Origin of the sequence: Ureibacillus yapensis, from assembly GCF_003515775.1 — a bacterium.
Taxonomy (GTDB): Bacteria; Bacillota; Bacilli; order Bacillales_A; family Planococcaceae; genus Ureibacillus; species Ureibacillus yapensis.
The window spans coordinates 1-24,427 of the sequence record NZ_QWEI01000016.1 but is presented as its reverse complement, the minus strand read 5'-3'; the positions used below and the strand labels follow the sequence as shown (position 1 = coordinate 24,427).

Annotated in this window: 21 protein-coding genes, 7 tRNA genes, 1 other RNA gene and 1 riboswitch; of the genes, 19 read left to right on the top strand and 10 right to left on the bottom strand. The window is 41.4% G+C overall.

What is annotated here, in order from left to right; translation table 11 throughout:
• The first annotated feature begins 35 nt into the window (after positions 1 to 35).
• A complete protein-coding gene (locus tag D1B33_RS17760; protein WP_118877747.1) occupies positions 36 to 677 on the top strand; it encodes a deoxynucleoside kinase in 642 nt (213 codons plus the stop codon).
• The gene (locus tag D1B33_RS17755; RefSeq protein ID WP_118877746.1) at positions 674 to 1,342 is read left to right on the top strand and encodes a deoxynucleoside kinase; all 669 of its coding nucleotides are present in this window, start codon (positions 674 to 676) and stop codon (positions 1,340 to 1,342) included. The genes D1B33_RS17760 and D1B33_RS17755 overlap by 4 nt, the downstream gene beginning before the upstream one ends.
• A gap of 153 nt (positions 1,343 to 1,495) precedes the next feature.
• On the opposite strand, the gene D1B33_RS17750 is transcribed toward D1B33_RS17755, so the two are convergent.
• Complete coding sequence (locus D1B33_RS17750; protein WP_118877745.1) at positions 1,496 to 2,125, bottom strand: hypothetical protein; 630 nt, start codon at positions 2,123 to 2,125, stop codon at positions 1,496 to 1,498.
• A 147-nt stretch (positions 2,126 to 2,272) separates the two neighbouring features.
• Complete coding sequence (locus D1B33_RS17745) at positions 2,273 to 3,031, bottom strand: MBL fold metallo-hydrolase (protein WP_118877744.1); 759 nt, start codon at positions 3,029 to 3,031, stop codon at positions 2,273 to 2,275.
• Positions 3,032 to 3,112: 81 nt separating this feature from the next.
• Between D1B33_RS17745 and D1B33_RS17740 the strand changes: the two genes are divergently transcribed.
• The gene (locus tag D1B33_RS17740; protein WP_199677450.1) at positions 3,113 to 3,676 is read left to right on the top strand and encodes an LOG family protein; all 564 of its coding nucleotides are present in this window, start codon (positions 3,113 to 3,115) and stop codon (positions 3,674 to 3,676) included.
• A 40-nt stretch (positions 3,677 to 3,716) separates the two neighbouring features.
• Here the strand turns inward: D1B33_RS17740 and D1B33_RS17735 are convergent, their stop codons facing one another.
• On the bottom strand, positions 3,717 to 4,094 hold the full coding sequence (locus D1B33_RS17735; RefSeq protein ID WP_118877743.1) for a sodium:proton antiporter: 378 nt from the start codon (positions 4,092 to 4,094) through the stop codon (positions 3,717 to 3,719).
• Positions 4,095 to 4,269: 175 nt separating this feature from the next.
• Here D1B33_RS17735 and D1B33_RS17730 point away from each other — a divergent pair, with 175 nt between their 5' ends.
• Positions 4,270 to 4,896 carry an RraA family protein gene (locus D1B33_RS17730; protein ID WP_118877742.1) on the top strand — a complete coding sequence of 209 codons (627 nt, stop codon included), beginning with the start codon at positions 4,270 to 4,272 and terminating at the stop codon, positions 4,894 to 4,896.
• A gap of 408 nt (positions 4,897 to 5,304) precedes the next feature.
• Positions 5,305 to 5,471, top strand: a riboswitch (cyclic di-AMP (ydaO/yuaA leader).
• A gap of 136 nt (positions 5,472 to 5,607) precedes the next feature.
• The gene (locus tag D1B33_RS17725; RefSeq protein WP_118877741.1) at positions 5,608 to 6,867 is read left to right on the top strand and encodes a cation:dicarboxylate symporter family transporter; all 1,260 of its coding nucleotides are present in this window, start codon (positions 5,608 to 5,610) and stop codon (positions 6,865 to 6,867) included.
• Positions 6,868 to 7,118: 251 nt separating this feature from the next.
• Here the strand turns inward: D1B33_RS17725 and D1B33_RS17720 are convergent.
• The 7 genes from D1B33_RS17720 to D1B33_RS17690 all read right to left on the bottom strand — a co-directional run bounded on the left by D1B33_RS17720 (position 7,119) and on the right by D1B33_RS17690 (position 7,919).
• Positions 7,119 to 7,211, bottom strand: a tRNA-Ser gene (locus D1B33_RS17720).
• A gap of 13 nt (positions 7,212 to 7,224) precedes the next feature.
• A tRNA-Ile gene (locus D1B33_RS17715) sits at positions 7,225 to 7,301 on the bottom strand.
• A 7-nt stretch (positions 7,302 to 7,308) separates the two neighbouring features.
• Positions 7,309 to 7,382: transfer RNA gene (locus tag D1B33_RS17710), tRNA-Met, on the bottom strand.
• A gap of 16 nt (positions 7,383 to 7,398) precedes the next feature.
• A tRNA-Ala gene (locus D1B33_RS17705) sits at positions 7,399 to 7,474 on the bottom strand.
• A 156-nt stretch (positions 7,475 to 7,630) separates the two neighbouring features.
• Positions 7,631 to 7,719, bottom strand: a tRNA-Leu gene (locus D1B33_RS17700).
• 5 nt (positions 7,720 to 7,724) lie between these two features.
• Positions 7,725 to 7,799, bottom strand: a tRNA-Gly gene (locus D1B33_RS17695).
• A 35-nt stretch (positions 7,800 to 7,834) separates the two neighbouring features.
• A tRNA-Leu gene (locus D1B33_RS17690) sits at positions 7,835 to 7,919 on the bottom strand.
• 236 nt (positions 7,920 to 8,155) lie between these two features.
• On the opposite strand from D1B33_RS17690, the gene ffs reads away from it, so the two are divergent.
• From ffs to D1B33_RS17620, 14 genes are all read left to right on the top strand, one after another.
• Positions 8,156 to 8,422: signal recognition particle sRNA large type (gene ffs, locus D1B33_RS17685), an RNA gene on the top strand.
• Positions 8,423 to 8,620: 198 nt separating this feature from the next.
• Positions 8,621 to 11,011 carry a hypothetical protein gene (locus D1B33_RS17680; protein ID WP_118877740.1) on the top strand — a complete coding sequence of 797 codons (2,391 nt, stop codon included), beginning with the start codon at positions 8,621 to 8,623 and terminating at the stop codon, positions 11,009 to 11,011.
• Positions 11,011 to 11,946 (top strand): ABC transporter ATP-binding protein, encoded by a 936-nt coding sequence (locus D1B33_RS17675; RefSeq protein WP_118877756.1) that lies wholly within the window; start codon positions 11,011 to 11,013, stop codon positions 11,944 to 11,946. Before D1B33_RS17680 ends, D1B33_RS17675 begins: the two co-directional genes overlap by 1 nt.
• Positions 11,943 to 12,809 (top strand): ABC transporter permease, encoded by an 867-nt coding sequence (locus D1B33_RS17670; RefSeq protein WP_118877739.1) that lies wholly within the window; start codon positions 11,943 to 11,945, stop codon positions 12,807 to 12,809. Before D1B33_RS17675 ends, D1B33_RS17670 begins: the two co-directional genes overlap by 4 nt.
• Before the next feature lie 12 nt (positions 12,810 to 12,821).
• Positions 12,822 to 14,243: a hypothetical protein gene (locus tag D1B33_RS17665; RefSeq protein WP_118877738.1), complete on the top strand. Its 1,422-nt coding sequence runs from the start codon at positions 12,822 to 12,824 to the stop codon at positions 14,241 to 14,243.
• Positions 14,244 to 14,256: 13 nt separating this feature from the next.
• The gene (locus D1B33_RS17660) at positions 14,257 to 15,249 is read left to right on the top strand and encodes an AAA family ATPase (protein ID WP_118877737.1); all 993 of its coding nucleotides are present in this window, start codon (positions 14,257 to 14,259) and stop codon (positions 15,247 to 15,249) included.
• A complete protein-coding gene (locus tag D1B33_RS17655; protein ID WP_118877736.1) occupies positions 15,246 to 16,124 on the top strand; it encodes a DUF58 domain-containing protein in 879 nt (292 codons plus the stop codon). Before D1B33_RS17660 ends, D1B33_RS17655 begins: the two co-directional genes overlap by 4 nt.
• A gap of 11 nt (positions 16,125 to 16,135) precedes the next feature.
• Positions 16,136 to 17,887, top strand: a complete 1,752-nt coding sequence (locus D1B33_RS17650) for a vWA domain-containing protein (protein ID WP_118877735.1) — start codon at positions 16,136 to 16,138, stop codon at positions 17,885 to 17,887.
• Positions 17,871 to 20,459, top strand: a complete 2,589-nt coding sequence (locus D1B33_RS17645; protein ID WP_118877734.1) for a VWA domain-containing protein — start codon at positions 17,871 to 17,873, stop codon at positions 20,457 to 20,459. Before D1B33_RS17650 ends, D1B33_RS17645 begins: the two co-directional genes overlap by 17 nt.
• 200 nt (positions 20,460 to 20,659) lie before the next feature.
• Positions 20,660 to 22,435 (top strand): DNA polymerase III subunit gamma/tau, encoded by a 1,776-nt coding sequence (gene dnaX, locus D1B33_RS17640; protein ID WP_118877733.1) that lies wholly within the window; start codon positions 20,660 to 20,662, stop codon positions 22,433 to 22,435.
• 99 nt (positions 22,436 to 22,534) lie between these two features.
• A complete protein-coding gene (locus D1B33_RS17635) occupies positions 22,535 to 22,849 on the top strand; it encodes a YbaB/EbfC family nucleoid-associated protein (RefSeq protein WP_118877732.1) in 315 nt (104 codons plus the stop codon).
• A gap of 12 nt (positions 22,850 to 22,861) precedes the next feature.
• A complete protein-coding gene (recR, locus tag D1B33_RS17630) occupies positions 22,862 to 23,458 on the top strand; it encodes a recombination mediator RecR (RefSeq protein WP_118877731.1) in 597 nt (198 codons plus the stop codon).
• Between the two features lie 166 nt (positions 23,459 to 23,624).
• The gene (locus D1B33_RS17625) at positions 23,625 to 23,837 is read left to right on the top strand and encodes a YaaL family protein (protein WP_199677453.1); all 213 of its coding nucleotides are present in this window, start codon (positions 23,625 to 23,627) and stop codon (positions 23,835 to 23,837) included.
• A 65-nt stretch (positions 23,838 to 23,902) separates the two neighbouring features.
• Positions 23,903 to 24,172 (top strand): pro-sigmaK processing inhibitor BofA family protein, encoded by a 270-nt coding sequence (locus D1B33_RS17620; RefSeq protein ID WP_118877729.1) that lies wholly within the window; start codon positions 23,903 to 23,905, stop codon positions 24,170 to 24,172.
• Positions 24,173 to 24,427: the final 255 nt, after the last annotated feature.

Here is a 24,427-nt window from a genome sequence, read left to right as displayed (position 1 = left end):
ATTGACGAATTTTGACTTGAAGGAGGGACTTCTCGGTGTCTGTTCCGTTTATTACAGTAGAGGGTCCGATTGGTGTAGGGAAAACGTCGTTATCAAAAGCGATTTCTGAAGCCTTTGACTATCATTTATTAAAAGAAATCGTGGACGAAAACCCGTTTTTAGGAAAGTTCTATGAAGATATTGAGGAGTGGAGCTTTCAAACGGAGATGTTCTTCCTTTGTAATCGATATAAACAATTAAAAGATATAAAGAAGCATATCATCGAAACAGGATCGCCTGTAGTCGCTGATTATCATATATTCAAAAATCTAATTTTCGCTAAACGTACGTTAAAGCCTTTCGAATATGAAAAGTATGAGTCCATTTATAAAATTTTGACTGTAGATATGCCACGTCCCAATATGGTGATTTATCTGCATGCCAGTTTAGATACATTAATGAATCGGATTGCATTGCGTGGGAGAGAGTTTGAAAAAATGATTACACGCGATTACATAGAACAATTAGCTGCTGATTATCATGAGTTCATCCAACATTTTGAGTTGATGCACCCTGATATTCCGGTTATTCAGCTAAATGGCGATCAAATTGATTTTGTAAAAAATCCTGGCGACCTTGAGCAGGTATTAAGTTTAGTGAAAGAAAAGTTAGAACAAAGGAGTTCGCAACCAGAATGAATTTACGAGAAAAATATAACATACCATCCAATACGGTAATCACAATTGCGGGTACGGTGGGTGTCGGAAAATCAACGATGACAAAAGCATTGGCACAAAGCTTGAATTTCCGTACGTCGTTTGAAAAAGTAGACACTAATCCATATTTGGATAAGTTTTATGATGACTTTGAAAAATGGAGTTTCCATTTACAAATATATTTCCTAGCAGAACGTTTTAAAGAGCAAAAAAGAATTTTTGAATATGGTGGGGGCTTCATCCAAGATCGTTCCATTTATGAAGATACTGGCATTTTTGCAAAAATGCATTATGATAAGGGAACAATGAGTCCGACAGATTACGAAACGTATACAAATTTATTTGAAGCCATGGTTATGACACCATACTTCCCACATCCGGATTTACTCGTTTATTTAGAGGGACCAATTGACGATATTATTGGTCGCATCCAGGAGCGAGGACGTGAAATGGAACAACAAACACCAACTGGCTACTGGATTGAAATGCATGACCGTTATGAAAACTGGATAAACAGTTTCAATTCCTGCCCGGTATTACGCCTGGATATTAATGATTATGACTTGGTCAAAAACCCGGAACAAATTGAATGTATTGTTGAACGGATTGCTTATATGTTAGAGCAATCATCAAGATTTCAGAAGTAGCTCGACGAGTTTTTTGTAAGGTAGCAGTTTAGGAAACGATGTCCATTTTCTCGAAAGCTCTATTATGACGTTCCTAAAATGGGGATCGATAATTTAAATATAAAATGAGCCTTCCTTTCACGAAAAAGGAAGGCATTTTTATACCTATTTTGTCTATGCTTCATTTTTTCCAACTGGAATTTTTATTTCAGAATCACTAACAAAAAGAGCTGCTTCTTTCTGTTTAATAAGAGAGAGTCCAAGCCAAATAAAACCGCAACCAGTAATTGCTGAGCCTGCAACTGAAAAGATGGCTTCTGCACTCCCCGCAAAACTTCCTAATGCAAATATAATATTGCCGAGAATAAGCAAGGCGCCTCCCCGGCGAGACAATATTTTACCCAAGATAATAGAGATCCCAAGACAAAGCAATCCGATAACAAACAACAATGGTCCAACGTTTAGAATGAAATTTGGAACCTCTTCATGGAAAACCGAACTGACATTAGCCCCCGATGCCCTGGCAATTTCAACATAAACGATGGCTGAAACAATAATTGTCCCCGTTGTACTAAGTACCATGCCCAATGAACCCAATGTTCGGTTATTTCGTCCCTGAGCATTATAAATTCCTATAAAAGAAAAAACAGCCGCGATATGAGCGATAAAAACTAGACTTTGTCCTAAAATTGTTCCATTTTCCAAATTAGCTAAAAAATTTATTAAATGCGCGGAAAATAGGAATACCCCAGTTAATATAGAGGCAATTCCTCCTTCATAATGGAAACCGTTGGATGAAACCATTCTTCTCTCCACCTAACTCATAGTATTATACAAATAATACCAAATGGAAGAAGGGTTTGTTATTATTTATTGTTAAACATTTGTAAATTGGAAAATGTTTAATTTTTGGACCAATTCACAATTAATAAAGTCTAGATTTTCCGTACACTAGAACTCAAGAATTTCTTGTTTTTTCACTCTTTTGATCATTGAATGATCCAAAATATTTAAATAGTCCTCTATATTATCGTTATAATGCATCGCGTAAATTCTATCCTGCAAATTTGCTGGATAGTAATCGAGCACTTCATTGAATGTTGCATGAACGCCGTTAAATGTAAAACTGACATCCTGGAAAATGGCAACTGTTTTATCATCGACCTGGCTTAAAATACCGGCATCTGCCAGGTGCTTGATATCTCCCGTAAATACGATATTGCTTTGTTGGGACCCTAATTTAAAACCTGCACTAATCAATCCTTCCGCATGGCAATTGGTTGTATCAAAAATATGAAATTGATAGTGACCGATATTGAAAATTTCGCCTTCCCCTAAAACGAAAAAATCGCAATAATCGTCAACAGTACGGCCTTGGTTCATGAGCCCGCTATTCAAGTAATTTTTTAAAGAAGAATATAATTTCTCATGTACAATTACCTTTGTTTTTTGGGGTGAATGCTGGCCGTTTTCAAAATGCCAGAACCGCTGCATCAGCATTTCTTCCAACCCGCCAACATGGTCAAAATGAAGGTGGGAAATAAAAACAGCATCAATCGCCAAATAATCAAATCCTGCTTCGGGCAGACTATATCGAAGCGTTGTCCCGGCATCGATTAAGAGGAATGTTTCATCCAATTGAATGATATAGTTATTATGATAGTGACGTTTTGTAAAAGCGCCGCCAACACCTAAAGGGATGATTTTCATTTGAAGGTCTCCTTTTTTACAGTGGTTTAATAATTTTGCATTATACTGGTAGTGTAACAAATCGCCTGGGAGGGATAAAACTTGAACGTTGCCATTTACTGCGGTTCCCAAGAAGGGAAAAAGTCTATTTATAGGGAAAAGGCAAAAGAGTTGGGGGAAGTGTTGGCCAAATCAAAAATCGGCATCGTCTATGGAGGTTCAAATATAGGGTTAATGGGAGCGGTGGCGGATGCAGCATTGGCCCATTATGGAAGAGTAATCGGCATCATGCCGGAACACTTGCAACAACGCGAATTGGCGCATCTCAGCTTAACGGAAATCTATTTTGTTGAATCGATGCACGTTCGCAAAAAGCAAATGGTAGATCTCTCGGATGCCTTTATCGCATTGCCAGGTGGCTGCGGTACGCTCGATGAGTATTTTGAAGTATTTACTTGGGCTCAGATTGGCCTTCATCATAACCCGGTAATTTTATATAATGTGGATGGATTTTATGATGCATTGATTCAGCATTTTAATAAAATGCTGGAAGAAGGCTTCATCCGCGAAGAACAGCGGCATATTTTACAAGTCGCGTCTTCGGCAGAAGAAATTTTGGCAATCTTAAATACACATCAAGATTCCTTATTACAAAAAGGAAGCTGATTATAACTCCCTAAGTAAACGTAGATTACTTAGGGGTTTTTTATTTTAGTATCATCGCCACCAAAAAAGGAATGGTCATGAGGAGAAGCACGCCAAAGCTCCATAGCACTTGTTTGGAGGTGGACATATTTTTTGGCCGAATGCTAATCGTATCGTATAAATCTTCAAGTGCCCGTTGTTCCTTTTTATGAAGCATTGATTGAAATTCGTCATAATCCTCTATATATGAGTAGGGTGAATTTAAACCGAAACGCAAGGCACGGATGTCGTCGGTAACGTCCTGATTGTCATGAAAATATAACAGGGTCGGGGCAAGTCCCCCGGTGGATTTGGCAATCACCTCAATATCAAAGGTGGACATTTTATAATACGTCTTACCGTCTTTTTCATAAGGTGCAACTAATCGATTTTTTTTCATCTCTGTCACTCCTTTATGCTTGGTCTTTTTAGAAGGCTTTGCATACTCCCATTTTACCCACGTTTTAACTTTTTTAGTGGGCGATTTGGTTATATAAATTTCACTATTTAACTTACTATCATAATGCTATATTATTTAAATAATTACAATATTTTGAAATTAAAGAGGTGGAGAAATGGAAACAACAACAATTCAAGAAAGGCTGAACAGTTTGCCGACAACAGCCATTTCAGATGCTACGGGCGGACACACAAATCTTGATGCGCAAATCAAGCCTTTAGCCGAACATTTTAAAATTGCGGGACGGGCAGTTACGGTGCGCTTGCCTGATGGTGAAAATGGAGCTGTGTTGGAGGCAATTAGCAGTGCACAAAAAGGCGATATTTTGGTAATTGATGCGAAAGGCAACAAGAACCGAGCAGTAGCTGGGGATTTTGTCATTTCTCTTGCTAAGGGAGTTGGGGTGCAAGGGGTTGTTGTCGACGGAGTCATCCGTGATCTTGCAGCTGTCCGGGCACTTGACTTTCCTGTATTTTCACTGGGGACCACAGTAGCAGCAGGGAACAAAAATGGCGGAGGCCTTGTAAATTGCCCAATAGCTGTTGGAGGCGTCACGGTGCACCCAGGGGACTATATTGTCGGAGATATTGACGGGGTTGTCGTTATACCACAAGATGATATCGAAAAAATTGCAGAAGGTGCAGAAGCTAAGATATTAAAAGATGAAGCAAGAGAAAGTGAAGCTTTGGCAAATGGAGAAGAGTCAATCCGCGCTTATTTGGCGAAAGTGTTGTCTAAATAATCAGGAAAGAGGAGGTGTCTCACAATTGTCGAGATGCCTCTTAACTGCTCAAAAGTGAAAAAACAGACACACAGATTCTTTCTTTTATCCTCACAAACTCCTCAAAACATATTATCCTTAAGCAGCTTAGATTCTATTGATAGTTTTTAATTCCTTCAGTTTATACGATTTGTATATAATTTCCTCATATCAATTTAATATTTTCGCAAAATAAGTTGTATACTTTAAAATACCTTTTATAAAGGCTTTAATAGAGCATGCTCCCTATTTCTAACCTCAGTCATTCTTGAACTAATCAAAGAATTTAACCCATTTTATTCCATCTAAAAGAGTGAAATAAAAATTTTTAATGGGTTGGAAATTTTCTGTTATTTACTTTTAAAGTATTTTAGTGATATTATTTACTTAATAATTTTTTCGCTTAATCTTATTTTAAGAGCGGGGGACCCAAATGAATTATATGGATTTTCCCTTTATGGTGAAATTCCGTTATAGGTGAATTCTGAAAAGAAGGGGCTTATGTTTCCGGAGTCCTAACCTGAAAGCTAACCTCGTAAGCGTTTGCAAGGAAACAGTATAAAAGGATTTAGCTAGTGCGGTGGGACAAGCCGTTTTTTTTTGTAAATTAAATTAATAGTTTTCATTCATATACTTGTTTCCCTTACCAGAGAAATTTGGATAAAAAATGACATCAAAAAGGTGGGGTAATTATTGAAAAAGTTTAGATTGAGTTTAGCAACTCAAATCCTGATCGGTCTAGTTTTAGGTATTATCGTCGGTGGGATTTTTTATGGAAGTGAAGAGGCGCAAAACTTTTTACAGCCATTTGGCGACCTTTTCCTGCGACTAATTAAACTAATTGTTGTACCAATTGTTCTTTCAAGTATTATTGTTGCAATTGCTGGTGTTGGCGATTTAAAAGCCGTGGGTAAATTGGGCGGTAAATCGTTGGCATACTTTATTGGAATGACAGGTATTGCAATTGCTGTCGGTCTTATATCCGCCAATTTGTTCCACCCTGGAACAGGAATTAATATGAGCGGCCTTGCGCAAACGGACATTTCAAGTTATGTCCATACATCCGAGGAACAAGAAGGAAAATCAATTACGGATACACTTCTTCATATCGTACCGACAAATCCGTTCCAAGCAATGGTTGAAGGGGACATGCTAGCGATTATTTTCTTTGCAGTCGTGCTTGGTCTTGGTATTGCAGCGATTGGAGAAAAAGGGAGAACGGCATTGCATTTCTTTGAAGGTATTTCAAATGCGATGTTCTATGTAACGAACCTATTTATGAAATATGCTCCGATCGGGGTCTTCGCCTTGATTGGTGTAACGATTTCCAAATATGGCTTTGAATCTCTTATTCCACTAGCTAAATTAGCGATAACTGTATATGGAACAATGATTTTCTTTGTACTTGTGATTTTAGGGATTATGGCGAAAATCATTGGTTACAGCATCTTTAAATTAATAAAAGTAATCAAAGAAGAATTAATTTTGGCATTCTCAACATCAAGTTCGGAAACAGTTCTTCCAAGAATTATGGACAAGATGGAAAAAGTGGGTGCGCCAAAACATATTTCAACTTTCGTAATTCCAACGGGTTATTCTTTTAACTTGGATGGCTCTGTTTTGTATCAAGCAATCGCTTCGATGTTTGTTGCCCAAATGTATGGCATTGACTTAACTATAGGTGAACAAATCATGCTGATGTTAGTCCTAATGGTCACTTCAAAAGGTATGGCAGGTGTGCCTGGGGTTTCCTTTGTTGTATTATTGGCTACATTCGGTACAATGGGATTACCAGCCGAAGGTCTAATGTTTATCGTAGGGATCGACCGAATCCTTGATATGGGACGTACAGCGGTTAACGTAGTAGGTAACTCTCTGGCAGCGCTTGTTGTTGCGAAATGGGAAGGTCAATTACACCTTAACGATGATGTTGAAAACACTCAAAAAGCATAATCAACAGTGTGATAAATTGTAAAAATGAAAGCATTCAACGTTTAGCGTTGAATGCTTTTTTTAAGTGGAATAACAAGCATTTTAAACAGGGGATACGCAAATCTTCTGAAATAAAAAAACGGCTTAAAAGGTGAAGAACCTCTTAAGCCGTTATATATAAGTTCAATGATTTCTAANGACCTTCGGGTTATGAGCCCGACGAGCTACCACTGCTCCACCCCGCGAAAATAATAGTTGTATTAAAATTGAAATGGCGGAGGCAGTAGGATTCGAACCCACGCGCGGTTTAACCCGCCTGTCGGTTTTCAAGACCGATCCCTTCAGCCAGACTTGGGTATGCCTCCGTGTTATATATAATGGTGGACCTTGCAGGACTCGAACCTGCGACCGGACGGTTATGAGCCGTCTGCTCTAACCAACTGAGCTAAAGGTCCTTCTAGATGGCGGCAGAGGGGATCGAACCCCCGACCTCACGGGTATGAACCGTACGCTCTAGCCAGCTGAGCTACGCCGCCAGGATCTTATTATTGTTGGTGGAGCCTAGCGGGATCGAACCGCTGACCTCCTGCGTGCAAGGCAGGCGCTCTCCCAGCTGAGCTAAGGCCCCATAAGTGATGATATTAATTAGTATATTTGCTCCTCATTGGTACAGAGGACCGAAATCGATATGATAATGACCTAAAATTGAATTTTAGATTCTGTGAGTCTGCCAGTTAGGCGAACGTTGCATATCNTCCAATTGAGCTACGGGCGCATCTATGAATGGTGCCGAGGACCGGAATCGAACCGGTACGGTAGTCACCTACCGCAGGATTTTAAGTCCTGTGCGTCTGCCAGTTCCGCCACCCCGGCACATTTGGAGCGGAAGACGAGGTTCGAACTCGCGACCCCCACCTTGGCAAGGTGGTGTTCTACCACTGAACTACTTCCGCATGTGCTTTATGTTTATCTGGCTTTTCAAATTAATTGGTGCGGGTGAAGGGAGTCGAACCCCCACGCCTTGCGGCGCTAGATCCTAAGTCTAGTGCGTCTGCCAATTCCGCCACACCCGCATTTAGTTAAAAAATNNNGCCAGACTTGGGTATGCCTCCGAATAATAATGTCGAAACTTATCGACAAAAGTAATTTTAGCATGTTTTTATTTCCTGGTCAATAAATTTGTTAACATATATTTTGACTTTTATTTCATTCACCAACTGTTTATAATGCAGCCTGATATTTAATCTTTCCCCTATTTCCAAAAGATAACATTGGATTTTTATATTGAAATAAAGTATACTAATTTATGCCGTGCTAGGTGGGGAGGTAGCGGTGCCCTGTAACTCGCAATCCGCTCTAGCGAGACTGAAGTCCTTTTCTGAGGCTGTTCGTATGTTTGGTCTGCCTCTTGCACGTAGTGTTGACGGTTGGGTCCCGCGCAATGGGAAGCCATGAACCATGTCAGGTCCGGAAGGAAGCAGCATTAAGTGGTCCCACCCATGTGCCGTGGGGTAGCCTAACCTGAGCTGGCGACAAGAGTAACGCTTATGTACGGCAGTCGAAGGAAGGTGCACGGCTTTAATATACATATTAAAGCCAATAGGTTTAATAAAGACAAAATCAACTTCAAGGTTGGTTTTGTCTTTTTTTATTTATAAAACTTTTCCTCTGCCAACACGAACAAATTCTTAAGATTAACAATTATTTGGTAAAAGTGGAACTAAAGTGGAATTTAAACGTACCAATTAGAGAGTGATCTAAAGGAGGTTCGTCCATGAGAGGGAAATTATATCCGGTAGTATTGTTAGTCGCTTTATTATTTAGTTTTATACATATCAATCCTGTTAGTGCTGCGCCTAAATTGGAGGTGAAGGCGGAAGCTGGCATTTCCAATAAGGTGAAATATAATACGCCGTTGCCGCTAAAGATGACCATTACGAATAACGGATCAGCTTTTTCGGGGGACTTGGTAATTGATGCCGCGGAATCCTATGCTATGGGTTCGGGGCTGGTTTATCCATTGGATATAGCGGAAGGTGAAACAAAAACGTTGCAGCTTTATTTAAATGGGCTGACAGATCAGTACTTATATAACAACCAACAAAGAAACATGTTTTACTTCTATGAAGGTGGGATTGAAGAAGGGGAACTGGTCGCGTATAAGGGCGCAAAAGTCGTGCGTCCGCAATTTTATGAGCCAACAGGAACTTTTATTTATACATTAACCGAAAATAGCGACCGTTTATCGGCTTTCCAAAAATTAAGGCAATATGCATCCGGAAATGTGGAAGTTTTTCATGTCAATCAATTAAAAGATTTTCAATTTCCGACAGAAGCCAAAGGACTGGGCATGGCGAATGTGATAGCGGTTGATGAAGTTAGCTTGACCGATTATTCCGAACAGCAGCAGCAAGCGCTTTACAACTGGGTCAATCAGGGAGGAACGCTTTTAATCGGAGCATCTGACCAGGTTGAAGCAACTGCAGGTATTTTTAAAGAATATTTGCCATTAATGCTTTCCTCTGAAAAAGTACGTGTTTCCAAAGAGTATCTAACCAAGTCAACCGCTGATGGAAACTTTACGGAAGATATACAAGTGTATAAAGCGCAAGCAAAAGAAGACAGTGTTCGATTGCTTGCCGATGGAAATTCAATCCTAGCAGCAAGCCAATCTTTGAGTAGTGGGCAAGTGGTGCAAACGACCTTTTCATTGGGAGATCAACCACTATCTTCGATGGATGGTTATGCAAAATTGATTGCAGCCATGCTGGATTTGAAGTCCATAAACCAGAATAACTCATTCGGCATGCATTATGGCAGTGTGAATGATTATCTGCCTAATGAAGTAGGAAATATAAATGAACTATTTCCTTCTTTTGAAGTGAAAACAACGGCTCTTATCGTAACGGTCATTATTTACATAATATTGGTCGGTCCGTTATTGTATTTTATTTTAAAACGAATGGACAAACGGGAACATGCCTGGTGGATAATCCCGTTGTTGTCGATTGCGCTTTCGGTGGGGATGTTTATGTTCGGGGCCAAAGATCGCCTAATGCAATCCCAGATCCAGCAATCTGCTTTTTATAAAGTAGAAGGAGAAAACTTAACTGGACATTATGTAGAGTCCATTTTAACAAATCGCGGCGGAGACTTTATTTTTGAAATGGATGAAAATACAACAGCAGTAGCTTCCAATAATTCATATTCCTATTCAAATCCAGCCGATACTGTATTGCATGAGAAAACGTATGTAACCGATCATGCGAGTGGATCCGCGATTCATTTCAGAAATTTGAATTATTGGTCTGTTCAATCCATGGTTGGTCAAACAACGATCGAAAATGCCGGAAAGATGGATATCCAGTTAACGCTGAAGGACGGGGAAATAGAAGGGGCAATCACGAACCACTTTCCATTCAAGTTAAATGACGTGGCCATCCTGTCAGGTTCCAAGGAGATTGAGCTGGGAGATATCGAAGCAAATGGGACTTTACAAGTATCGAAAGAAATAAAAAACTCGGTGCTGCTTTCTCCTGCAATCTCCAATTATGCTTACACACAGCCTCAATCGAAAAAGGATTTAATGCCGGTACGTCTCGAAAAACTAAAATACGGGGCAATCGGTCTTTCACAGGATGAAAAGGCGCCGGTTATTGCTGCGTGGACAGATAAAGCGCTGGTTGGCATTGAATTGGATGGAAGTGCCGAAGTATCGCCATTGGCATACATTGTACAATCTTTTGACCCGACAATCGAATTAACGGGAGAATTTACACTGAATCATGAAACGTTGGAAAGTTCATTGGATCCTACATCAGGGTCAGGTTATATGGAATTGATCAATGAAGCAGCAAATGAATGGTATTTGGATAACGGAGAATATGATTTGTCCGTTTGGGTGCCCGATGAGTTGCTGGAGGATACAGCGTGGACAGAAGTATCGCTTTCAAATCGAGCTGCAAACTTCCTTGAAGTGGCGATTTGGAATTGGTCGACATCTGCCTATGAAGAGATGCAAGAATCCAGCGCAACTTATAGCGAAAACTTAAAGCAATATATCTCCCCGGAAGGCCAGTTAAAGATGCGGATCCGAAAGAAGGATGATATGGGGACGCCGGTCAAAATGCCAAATATTGAAGTGAAGGGGGTAGCAGGACCATGATGGTGGATATTCAAGGATTAACAAAAAAATATGGTTCCTTTACAGCATTGGATCATTTAGAACTTACATTGAATGAAGGGGTTGTCTTTGGATTTGTGGGAGCGAACGGAGCCGGGAAGTCTACCACTTTTTCAATCCTTGCTACCCTGCTGTCGCCTACTTCAGGGGATGCCTATATCAATGGGAAAAGCGTGGTGCGTGAGCCAAAAGAAGTGAGGAAACAGATTGGCTATATGCCGGACTTCTTCGGTGTCTATGATCAGTTAAAAGCCGATGAGTATCTGGATTTTTACGGTGCCAGCTACGGCTTGAGCGCTGCCGAGCGGAAGGTGCTGATTCCACAGTTATTGGAGCTCGTCAATTTAACGCATAAACGCTATGAATATGTTGACTTGCTATCGCGAGGGATGAAGCAGCGTCTTTGTTTAGCCCGTTCACTCATCCATGACCCAAAGGTGCTGATATTGGATGAACCTGCATCTGGGCTGGACCCGCGGGCACGGGTGGAAATGCGCGATATCTTAAAGCATTTAAAGTCGATGGGAAAAACCATCCTTATTTCTTCGCATATTTTGCCTGAGCTGGCCGAGATGTGTGACGAAATCGGCGTCATAGATAATGGAAAGTTAATTGCCCATGGAAATGTGGCTACCATCCAGGAGCAATTGCAGGGAGATAAACGCATTATCGTAAAGGTAATGAATGAGATGGAGAAGGCTCGTGCCTTCTTTGAAGAAAATCCTATGATTTCTTCAATTGAAGCCATCCCGGAAAATAATGAACTCGCTTTTAACTATCGAGGCACAACCCAGGAACAAGTGAATCTTTTGCGAGAGGCGCTGCTTTCCGGTATTCCGATTTATTCATTAACAGAAGAGGAAAAAGATTTGGAAGATGTCTTTATGGCGATTACGAAGGGAGCAGATGCAGAATGATGGAACGATTTTCAAATCCCGTTTTATCGAAGGAACTAAAACTGCGTTTCCGTGCTTTTAAAAGCTTCTCGGGGTTAATGTTTTATTTGGCTGTTTTGTGTATCTTCGTGGCAGGCTTTTTATTAATCTATACTCGTTTTTCCGGAACCGCCTTTTTCAGGCCCAGTGATAGTTTTACCATGTTTGTTGCCTTGAGTGTCATTCAAATGGGGCTGGTCATGTTTATAACGCCGGGATTGACGGCAGGCAGCATCAGTACGGAACGTGAAAAGCAAACGTTAAATATTTTGTTAACCACAACCCAAAGCTCAACACAGATTATTGGCGGGAAGCTCTTATCCTCTGTTGCTTTCTTGATTTTGATGTTGATCGCCGGATTGCCATTATATAGTCTTGTGTTTTTATTTGGTGGGGTATCGCCATCACAGCTCATTACGATTTTCTTGTTCTATTTGGTGACGCTGATTGCCATTGGAAGCATTGGAATCATGTTTTCGACGATTACGAAAAAAACGATTGTATCCATGATTGCCACTTATGGGGCGATGATTTTCTTGGGAGGCATCACGGCATTTTTCTTCTTTATAGGCATTTCAATGGAGCAAATGGCTATCCATTCGGCAACAGGGTTGGCACAAAACGCGACGCCATTTTCTCCAATAACTTATTTCTGTGCAGGCATTAATCCAGGAGCTCTGATTATCACCATTCTTTACCCTGAGATGGCATCAAGCTTGGAGTCGGCGGTAGGAATTTCAATGCCGATCTGGATTGTTTATTTGATTTTCTATACTTTATTGACGGTATTTTGTTTATTCGTTGCGATTCGTAAACTGCGTGCCAATATGAAAACGAATCGATAAGGAGGCAATGAAATGAATCGTCGTCAATTATTCAAATCGACTATTCGCCGGGCAAAAAGGAGCCTGAATATTGAACAGTCCCTGCCTAAGCTGCAGTATGGGGTACTGTTGTCACTTGTTCTATGGACGGCGATTCTCTTTGTTTCTCGTTTTTTTGTTTTTCCATATTATCGGGAGGTTGCCACTTATGTTGCCGTAGGGGCATTCATTGGCGTCCTTTTCTATATATGGTGGAAGCGAATGCGGGAGAAGGATGCGATTCATCGACTGGACTCCTTTTATCCTCATAATGAACTCATCACGGCTCTTTCTTTTAAAGAAGAAGAGAGTCCATTGGTTAATGCCCTTGTAAAGAAATGCGAAATTGAAACACAGAGTGCTTTTTTGCGGTTTAAAAATCGGAAAAAATCCTTCGTTAAGCCAAAAGCTTTGATTGGAATAGTACTTTCAGTGCTGGCTATTGGCATTCTATCGATTTTCCCTTCGGCCACACAACAAGAGGCGCATGTTTTTGAAAGGGAACAAAAAGTGGTGAAGGACTTGGAAAAAGAGGTCGCTGAATTGAAGAAAAAATCGGACGTACCCCAAATCAAGAAGCAGCTGCAAGAATTGCAGCAGAAGCTTCAAGAAATAGAGTATTCGGAAGAAGCGTTGCGAGAAGTCGTGAAAAAGCAAAAGGAATTAAAACTGCAAGAGCAAAAGTTGAAGGAAAAGGAAAAGTTGGCCCATCAAGAAAGCGATCAGGGACAAAATGGCTTAACGGCGGAAGAACAAAAGCAATTGAAAGAATTATCGGAACTACAAAAAGAACTGGCTAGTACGGCAAATGGTACCCAAAGTGCATTAAGCAAATTAGGGAAGCCGATTAGCTTTGATTTACAAAATGCCATCGCCAGTGAATTAGGCTCTGAATCGACAGAAGATTCAGGAGATGAAAACAGCAGCTCAAGTGACGAACAAAGCAACTCTGATAAAGGCAATTCCCAGCAAGGAAATACTGGCAGTCAAACGCAAGGGAACAATCCTTCAAGTCAGAAAGGGCAGGGGCAAGGGCAAGGTCAAAAAAATGGGAATGGCTCACAAGGGCAAGGCAGCGGTCCGCAGGGCAATGGTGGCGGTCAAGGGAAAGGCGGCTCCGGTGGAAAAGGGGGAAATGGTGCTGGACAAGGCCAAGGAGGACGTGACCTCCTTTCCATTCCGGAGCGAATCGAAGGAGGCAGTGAAACAACGACTGATGGAGGCCCTCTTGGCGAAGGAAAGGCTGCAGGCGAGCAAAAAGGGTCTGTCCCTGTAACGAAAGGAACCATCAAGTCCTATGAAGAAGTGATTGGCGAGTATAAAGACAGTTATATGGAAAGCTCGGAGCGCATGCAATTGCCAAAAGATTTACAGGAAATTGTGCAATCCTATTTTTCTTCAATAGAGTCGGAATGAGGAGGGCAAGGAAATGGCCTTTAGTGAACAACAGTATCTTGAAATAAGTGAACGGCTACACCAGGTGAAAGAGGAAATAGGGAAATTCATCGTGGGGCAAGAGGAAGCGATTGACTATACCCTGTACTCGATTTTGGCGGATGGGCATGCTTTGTTGGAAGGTTTGCCTGGGCTGGGAAAAACAATGTTGATCCGAACGGTTTCGGAAGTACTGGATTTATCTTTCTCTCGAATTCAATTTACGCCTGATTTAATGCCGACAGATATAACAGGAACGAATATTATTGAACGGACGGAAAATGGGAAACAGCAGTTTGTGTTCCAGCCAGGGCCAATCTTTAGCCAGATGGTGCTGGCGGACGAAATCAACCGTGCAACGCCCAAAACACAAAGCGCGTTGCTTGAAGCGATGGGGGAAAAGACCGTGACCATTTTAGGGGATACGAAAAAAATGGCGAAGCCCTTTTTTGTATTGGCTACCCAAAATCCCATTGAAATGGAAGGAACCTATCCATTGCCGGAAGCGCAAATGGACCGTTTCTTGTGCAAGATCCTCGTTCCCTATCCGTCGAAAAAAGAATTGTTGGAAATCATGAAGCGAACAACAGGTGCGGTTGATGTCAGGTTGGAAAAACGCATGGACCAGGAGTCTTTAATCGTTGCCCAGCAAATGGTCAAAGAAGTGCTGGTGGCCGAAGAAATCATGGAGTACGCGGTGAATATTGTGGTAGGAACACATCCGCAAGAATCTTTTTTACCAGAGATTCAACAATATGTACTGTATGGAAGCGGTCCGCGTGGGCTTCAAAGCATGATCAAGTTGGCAAAGGCGCGCGCTGTTATGCAAGGACGCTTCCATGTATCGATAGCGGATATAAAATCTGTTGCAAAGCCCGCTCTGCGCCATCGCATGATGCTGAATTATGAAGGAGAAGCATCCGGGAAGACGGCAGATGAACTGATTGAAACCATTTTAACAACCATTCAGCAGGGCGTGGGCTTATGAATGAGCAAAGGTTAATCTTGCCGGACGAATGGATTGCAAAGATTGGACGCTTATCCATTGCAACTTCCTCCAAATTGCGTGGACAGCATAAAGGCTCTCACCGTTCGCAGCGGTTTGGTGCTTCCCTTGATTTTTCGGACTTCCGGGAATATACAGCAGGAGACGACGTAAGGAAGGTAGACTGGAATGTCTATGCCCGAACGGAAAAGTATTTTATTAAACGCTTTTTGGATGAACAAGAAATGCGTGTTCATGTTCTATTGGATGCTTCAAAATCAATGAGCGAAGAGGAAAAATGGCGTTTTGCAAGACAAATTGCTGCTGCCATCGGCTTGATGGTCTTAAACCGGGATGATCGGTTATCCTTTTCTTTTGTGGGAGAAACATCGGCTCTGCCATTTAGGAGAAAAGGGGCATCTTACAGAAAGCCGTTTTTGCAAATCCTTTCGAATCTGGACGAAGCAAAAGGAAATGGACATTTTGCCAAAGAAGCATTGAAAGTATTGCCAAAGGACAGCACGGTTTTATTTGTGATTACAGATGGACTGGAGCCGATCGCAGAGTGGGAGCAATTTTTTAAACGGTTGCCGCGTTTTGCCGGGGATATTCGGTGCATACAAATCGTAACTGAAGAAGAGATGACCCCAACTTACATGGGAGATTTACGGTTGATTGATGCCGAAACGGCTAAAGAGGTCAATGTATCCTTTTCAAACCGTGTGCTCAATGACTACCAATTAACAAGAAAAAATCATGAAATGGCATTTGAAGCTTTGATTCATCGTTTTGGCATCCGAAAAACACAGCTGATTGTGGAGGATGGATTCCAGAATGCCATTTTCCATAAACTGCTCAAGGCACATTGGGTACAGTGAGGTGAAAAGCGTTGGGATTCAGTAACCTTCCATTGCTATGGACGGCTGTATTGCCGGTCATTGTTCTGCTGTATTACTTTTTCCGCAGAAAATATAAAGACCAGTATGTTTCTTCCACTTTGCTTTGGAATGAAGTGATGCAGGAAACGAAAGCCTCTCCTTATTTAAAGCATTTACAAAAGAATGCACTATTGTATTTGCAGTTATTGGCGCTCCTTTTATTTGTCCTGGCATTGATGAATCCGTTTGTGACAAAAACGGAAACCGCAGGAGATCAAATGCTATGGATTGTGGACACTTCTGCCACGATGCTTGCCGGAAAGGGTGGTACCACTACGTTTGATCAACATAAAGAGAAAATGATGGACTTGGCCGAGAACTTAAACGGGCGGCCAATTAGCATTATAGCTACGGGTGAAGAACCGAAAACGATTGTTCAAAAAGAAACCGATCTTTCCGCCATACATAGAGCCATTGCAAAAATGGAAGTCACTTATGAAGAAGAGCAACTGACAAAAGCAATTGATATGGCACATGCACTTATTGGAGATGAAGCAGCCTCTATTTACTTGTTCACCGATTCGGTGGAGCGCGGGGAGCTGCCAATCAAAAGCGACAACATTCAGTGGATCGTAAAAGGAACGAGCGATGAACTGGAAAACGTTGCGGTAACACGATTTGCTGCAACATCACATGAAGATAGCAGTTTAGCGCTGGTTCAATTAAAGAATCAAACAAAAAATGATAAAGCATTGACCCTTTCTATATTGAATGCTCAAAAAGAAATACTTGCTGAAGAAGAACTCTTATTAAAAGCAGGAGAGGAAGTAACAAAAACTTATAAAAATCTTCCTTCTTCCTCTATCTTAACGGCGTCCATCGACGTAGAAGATGATTATAAAGCGGATAACTCTATGGTGGCACTCATCGGCAGCGGCCCTTCCCAAATTGTTGTCGATCAACAAATGCATAGTCTTGTACAAAAAGGCTTCCAAGCTTTAAATGAAGAAGTGAAAATTGCCCCTGCCGATCAATTGCAAGATGTGGATGATGCTATTGTTGTAACGAATAGAACAGAGCTTCTCCAAGGAAGCAAATCTCCTGTTGTACTCATTGGCCGAAACGATGAAAAAGCAGAGGAAATCAATCTTCAGGTGGATGAATCAGAAGATGCTTTATTCTCTTTCAGTTCGCTGCAAGAAGTCTATGTGAGTTCCATTTATCCTCCTTTTGAGGACTTTGCAACGATTGCTACAATAGGAGGGAAACCCTTTGTCCAGCGTTCCTCCAAGGGGGATATTGTCATATTGACCGATATCCAATCGACAGACTGGCCGCTTCATCCTTCTTTTCCCCTTTTTTTATGGGGGATTCAAAATGAATTAACGCAAGGGAAGACAACGCTGGGTGCTTTCTTTCCGAATGAAAGGCGGGCTGTCTCTTTACCTTCCGGGGAGTGGACCATTTATTCAAGTGACAATGAGTATGTATCATCGCTGGATGGTGGGAGCGAGTTCAGAGCACCTATGTTGCCCGGTAGTTATACCGTTCGCTCGAATGAAGAAGAAAAGCAATTTGTTGTACAGCTTTCCAGTCAAGAACGGGAAATTGAAGAAGGAAGAAGCTTTGAATTAGGCTCTGTTAAACAGAATAGAGAGGAAGAGGCAACAAAAAAACCATTATTGCGATGGCTGCTCATTCCAATTCTGCTATTGCTGGCCATAGAATGGGAGGTGCAACGAAGACGTGGATTTGCGAATTGAAACCCCACTTGCTTTATTGCTGTTACTCCCGCTGGCGGTTTATTTTGGATGGACTCTGTGGCAGCAAAGGAATCAGTTGAAAAAGAGCCAAAGAATTGTTTTTGCGATACGTTTGGCCTCAGTGATTCTGTTGGTATTCGCTATTTGTTCTCCTTATCTGTTGTTGCCGGTGAAAGAAGAGCAGGTTGTCTTTTTGATTGACCGCTCTGCATCCGTGAAAGAGGCAGAGGATCAAGCCGTTGCTTTTATTGAAGACAGTCTGCAGTCGAAAAAAGATTCACATCTTGTCGGGATTTACTCCTTTGCAGAAACGCTTCAAACAGAATCCATTTTATCGCCCGAAACTGAGCATGTTCCGAAATTAAGTCAATTAGAAAATGCAGGTGAGACAAATATTGCGCGGGCAATACAATTGGCTACAGGCATTGTAGATTTGGACAAAGCGACAAGAGTGGTTTTATTAACTGATGGATTGGAAACAAAGGGAGATGTAAAGGAGCAGCTAACAAAGTTAACGGATTCCAGCATTTCGATTGATGTTGTTCCGTTAAGTAAAACTGTAAGCTCTGATGTTTCCATTCAAAGCTTTACTACGCCGCAAGTTGCTTACGCTGGGGAACAACAGCAGTTGACAACTGAAATTGAAGCAACCGCGGCGACAGAGGCCGAATTATTTTTATATGAAAATGATCAACTTATTCTTTCGGAAATGCTTCAGCTGCAAGAAGGATCGAATGTCTATACTTTCCGACATACCGGGAATGCGGAAGGATTAGTCAAATATGAAGCGCTTGTTCAAGTGGATGAAGATGCCATTATCGAAAATAATAAATTAACCAGTGTCACAATGGTCCATAGTTCACCGAGGCTTTTAATCGTAAGTGACCGGGAAGATGGGTCGCCCATTGCAAGTGCGATTGGATCATCCATCCAGTATGATGTAATCCCTTCAAGTGAGCTGCCAAACTCTTTATCAAGTTTTCTGAATTATAATGCCATCATTTTCGATAACATCCCGGGCCATTTAGTTGGGGAAGAGAAAATGGGGATCATTGAACAGGCGGTTAAAAACTTCGGTGTTGGCTTTATGATGGTTGGCGGCGAAAACAGCTTTGGTCTTGGTGGATATTTCAAATCGCCGATTGAAGCCATGTTGCCGGTTGAAATGGAAGTAAAGGGCAAACAGCAAATGCCTTCACTTGGGCTGGTTATTGTATTGGACCGCTCAGGCAGTATGATGGGGCCGAAAATAGAATTGGCAAAAGAAGCCGCTGCACGTTCGGTCGAGCTTCTGCGCGACGGAGATACACTTGGGTTTATCGCTTTTGATGACAGGCCATGGGAAGTCATTGAAACAATGCCTTTAAAGGATAAAGAAGAGGCGGTCGACACGATTTTATCCATTGCTCCTGGAGGGGGTACCGAAATATATGCTTCTTTAGAACTGGCCTATGAAAACTTAGCCGACCTTTCCTTGCAAAGAAAACATATTATTTTGCTCACAGACGGGCAATCGTATAGTGCGGGCAGTTATGAAGATTTGATTGGAGAAGGAAAAGAAAACAATATCACGTTATCTACGATTGCGATTGGTTCCGATGCCGATGCTGCTTTGCTGGAGGAATTAAGTGAATGGGGGAGCGGTCGTTTTTACAGCGTTCTTGATGAGACAACCATTCCCTCGATTTTATCCCGCGAAACGGCGATGATTTCCAGAACCTATATTGAAGACAATCCTTTCTACCCGACCATTTATAATGCAGAGGGATGGAATGCACTATTTGAAGAAGGTGTTCCACAAATGAACGCCTATATCGGCACAACGGCAAAACAAACGGCGACAGTTATTGCAGAAAGTGAGAAGGAGGATCCTGTCTTGGCAGAATGGCAATATGGCTTGGGACGGACAATCGCCTTTACGTCAGATTCCACTGGAGCTTGGACAGGTGACTGGGCACGCTGGGAAGAATGGCCGACCTTCTGGCAAACAGCAATTTCAAGAATGCTTCCTGCTTATAATGAGATTGCTTATGATATTCGGCTGGATGGAGAAGGTTCGTTTATCATAACCGACCCAACAAGCCAAGCTGCATTTTTGGATATTGCCGTAGTCGATGAACTCGGTGAAGAATTGGCAATCCAGGTTGAACCGATTTCCGCAAATAAAGTGCGAACTGCAGTGGAAGCCGATCCTGGCCTTGTTTTTTTCCGAATCACGAATGGGGATGGCAGCGTGTATCAGGCTGGGCAGACAATTCCTTATAGCAAAGAATATAAGTTATTGCCCCCGAATGACCCGTTATTAACGCAAATTGCGGAACGCGCAGGTGGAGCATACTTAACGCAGCCCGAAGAGGCGTTTCGGGAATTTACTGCAAAGAGTGCAGAAAGGCAAAGCATTACAATCTGGCTTGTGTTAGCAAGTATGCTTTTATTTTTTATCGATATAACAATTCGGCGGTTTGGCTGGAGCTTTCTGCAAAAAGGGAAAGGACCAAAAAAACTCGAGGATAAAAGCTCCCCCGAAGAGACAAATGTGGGGCAGCTGTTGAAGGAAATGAAGAAAAAGTAAACAACTGTTTGGGTGCAAGGTAATTTTCAAAGCTGATTTCCAATTACTAAATGAAATTTAAAGAGGAGTTGCCGGGATATCCGGACAGCTCTTTTTTTTGAACAATTAAATGGCAATTTGACCGTAAGAAAGGAAAAGGCATGCAGACCTATGCTATAATATAGGTAATAATCTGATGGAAACAGAAGGGAAGGAAAGAGTTGACGTATCAAGCATTTTATCGTGTATATAGACCCCAAAGTTTCCGGGAAATGTCCGGTCAAACGCACGTAAAAAGAACCCTTCAAAATGCACTGCTAGCAAATAAAACAACACACGCTTACCTTTTTTCCGGCCCGCGCGGTACAGGAAAAACAAGTACAGCGAAAATTTTCGCAAAAGCGTTAAATTGTGAAAAAGCACCGACGAACGAACCTTGCAATGAATGTCCAACATGTTTAAGCATCACTGAAGGTTCACATCCAGATGTCATCGAATTCGATGCTGCCTCCAATTCACGGGTGGAGGAAATGCGCGACATTATTGAAAAGGTCAGATTTGCCCCAGCAAATGCACGCTTTAAAGTGTATATTATCGATGAAGTGCATATGCTTTCAACAAGCGCTTTTAATGCGCTCTTAAAAACGTTAGAAGAACCACCGCCGCATGCGGTATTTATTTTGGCAACAACCGAACCTCATAAATTGCCTGCAACGATTATCTCACGCTGTCAACGCTTTGATTTTAAACGATTGTCCTCAAACGACATTTTGGAACGAATGAAAGTCGTCTTGGAGGATATAAACCTGCCTTATGAAGAACAAGCTTTAAAAGTCATTGCGCAAGCTGCTGCTGGCGGGATGCGCGATGCCTTAAGCTTATTGGATCAAGTGGTATCCTTCAGCGGGGAGACGCTGACATTGGAAAATGCCTTATTAGTAAGCGGGTCCATCAGCCAGGATGTTTTCTTTGAAATGGTATCTTCATTAAAAGAAAAAGATATTGCAAAAGTATTAACTTCAATAGAGGAGTTAAGTGCAGATGGAAAGGATCCTGTGAGGCTGGCGGAAGATTTAATTACGTTCTTCCGCGATTTATTGCTGCTGCAAACAAGCAGTGATCTGAATGAATTGCTGGAGCTTATTTCACCGGAGGACAAGTTTACCCAGCTTGCACATGAGTTTAGCGCCGATACACTTTACACATATATCGATATACTATCTAAAACGCAACAAGAAATGCGTTTCTCCCACCATACCAAAATCTATCTGGAAACAGCCTTGCTGAAAATGGGGCAAGTTTCGAATAGTGCGGTAAGTGCCCAAGCTGTTGGTAGTGCAGGTATAGATCCGGCTGTAAATGAAAAAGTAGCAAACCTTGAAAAAATGGTGCAACAGTTGACGATGCAGCTTGCAAACGGTGTACAGCCGCAAGGAAATGCCGCTATGCCGCAAAAAGAAGCAGCACGGCCACGGGCGAAGTCAAACAACTATAACGCCCCAGTTGGCCGAATTCGGGAAGTCTTGAAAAATGCAACAAAGCAAGATATCCACAACATTAAAAATGCATGGGCTCAAGCTTTGAGCCAGCTACAGAAATCGCAGGCAGCATTATTGGCGGAAAGCGAACCGGTTGCGGCTTCCGGTAGTGCATTTGTGGTAAAATTCAAGTATGATATTCATTGTCGAATGGTTGCCGAAAACAGAGAGTTTACAGCCGTCTTTTCTCAAGCCTTGGCCCAAATAACAGGTAATATGTATGAACTTTTATGCATTCCTGAAACCGATTGGGTGTCGTTGCGTCAGAGTTTTATAAAAGAAAATGGCTTGAACCAGAAGAAGGAAACTTCCGATGAGTCCCAAGGTTCAGGGAGTACAGATCATATTCAAGAAGATCCGTTTTTGGATGATGCACAAGAGGTTGCTTCGGAAGATCCTTTGATCACAGAAGCGGAGAAAATGTTTGGCAAAGACTTTGTAGAGGTAGTGGAAGACTAATTTAAAATCGTCTGAACGCAGTTATTCGCAAGTCCAAATGTTAAATCAACTGAAATTTCAGCAAGGCTTATATCGAAGAATATTAGGAGGAATATGACTATGCGCGGAATGGGAAATATGCAAGGCATGATGAAAAAAATGCAAAAAATGCAAAAAGAAATGATGCAAGCTCAAGAAGAATTAAATGCAAAAGAATTTGAAGGTACTGCCGGTGGTGGAATGGTATCGATTACTCTTAACGGCCAACGTGAAGTGTTAAACGTGAAATTGGATCCGTCTGTAGTCGATCCTGACGATGTAGAAATGTTAGAAGATTTAATCGTTGTAGCAACAAATGAAGCTTTAAAGAAAGTGGAAGAAACAACTTCATCAACAATGGGGAAATTCACTCAAGGATTAAACCTTCCATTCTAGGAGGAGACACACATGTATTACCCTGAACCAATATCAAAGCTCATCGATAGCTTTATGAAATTGCCAGGTATCGGTCCGAAAACTGCGGCTCGTCTGGCATTTTTCGTTTTGACAATGAAAGAGGACACGGTATCTACTTTTGCAAAGGCCTTAATTGATGCAAAAAGAAATTTAACGTACTGCTCTGTTTGTGGGCATATCACGGATGTTGATCCATGCCAGATCTGCTCCGATCAACAACGCGATGTTTCCACAATTTGCGTTGTACAAGATCCCAAAGATGTAATTGCGATGGAGAAGATGCGTGATTACCATGGGCTTTATCACGTCTTGCATGGTGCAATTTCACCAATGGACGGTGTAGGACCGGAAGATATCAATGTAGCTTCTTTAATTGCACGATTGCAAGACGAACGTGTACAGGAATTAATATTAGCGACGAACCCAACGATTGAAGGGGAAGCAACCGCTATGTATATCTCACGACTTGTAAAACCTTCAGGAATTCGTACAACACGGATTGCGCATGGTTTACCGGTTGGTGGGGATTTAGAGTATGCCGATGAAGTGACATTATCGAAAGCATTAGAAGGACGCCGAGAATTATAGTTTTAATACTTTCCAGATTATAACGTGATTAGTTGCATATGTATCACCCACTCTCCATATTAGTTGTTTATTATTATCCAATACGTTGGATGCATCACATGAAAAAGTAATGAATAAGTTTAATGAAGCGAGCAGTTATTTAGAATAAGGTGAGTGGAGTAATGTGATTTTTAGCCGTAAAAGAAAGCTCAAGAAAGAATTCGACGACAAACTAGTCAACTTGTTAAAAGAGACAAAAGATGACTGGAATAATGCAAAAATTATTGAGGATCTAGTGGATGATTATGATTTAGATGTCATTGCACAGCGTAAAATTGCCGAAAGTATTCATTTTTACTTATTTAAAGAAGCGAGAATTCGAAAAATATTAATCAAATGAACATAATAAGAGTAGCCACAAAAGCATATGCTCCTATGAATGGATTTTCGAAAGGGGATATATGAATGTCAACATACATAACTACGGGTATGATCTGTGCGCTGCTCTTTTTTGGTTTCTTAATAGGAAAAAAAGTAGGATTTGGCGCTTTTTTTGAGAAACTGGCAATCATTTGGTTCAAGCTAGCCTGCTCTTTTGCTTTGTTATACATAGCGCATATCTTAGTAGATGGATATGACATTGTAGTTCCTGTCAATTTGTTTTCGGCACTGACTATCACGATTTTGGGAATACCAGGAGTTCTTTGTATTGGAGTATTAACGATACTCCAATAATTTTTTTGCAAAAACGGTTGCCAAGAAACTGATATAGTGTTATATTATTAAACGTCGCTAATGAGACATCGAAAACTTAACAAAGCTCAAAAAAAGTTATTGACTTTGCTTTGATAAGTTGATAGTATATAAAAGCTGTCGGCAATAAGTTGATATAATACTTTTTAAAAAAGTTGTTGACTTAACGTTAGAAAGCTTGTATAATATTAAAAGTCGCCGCTAATAAGCGAGTGATGAAATGAACCTTGAAAACTG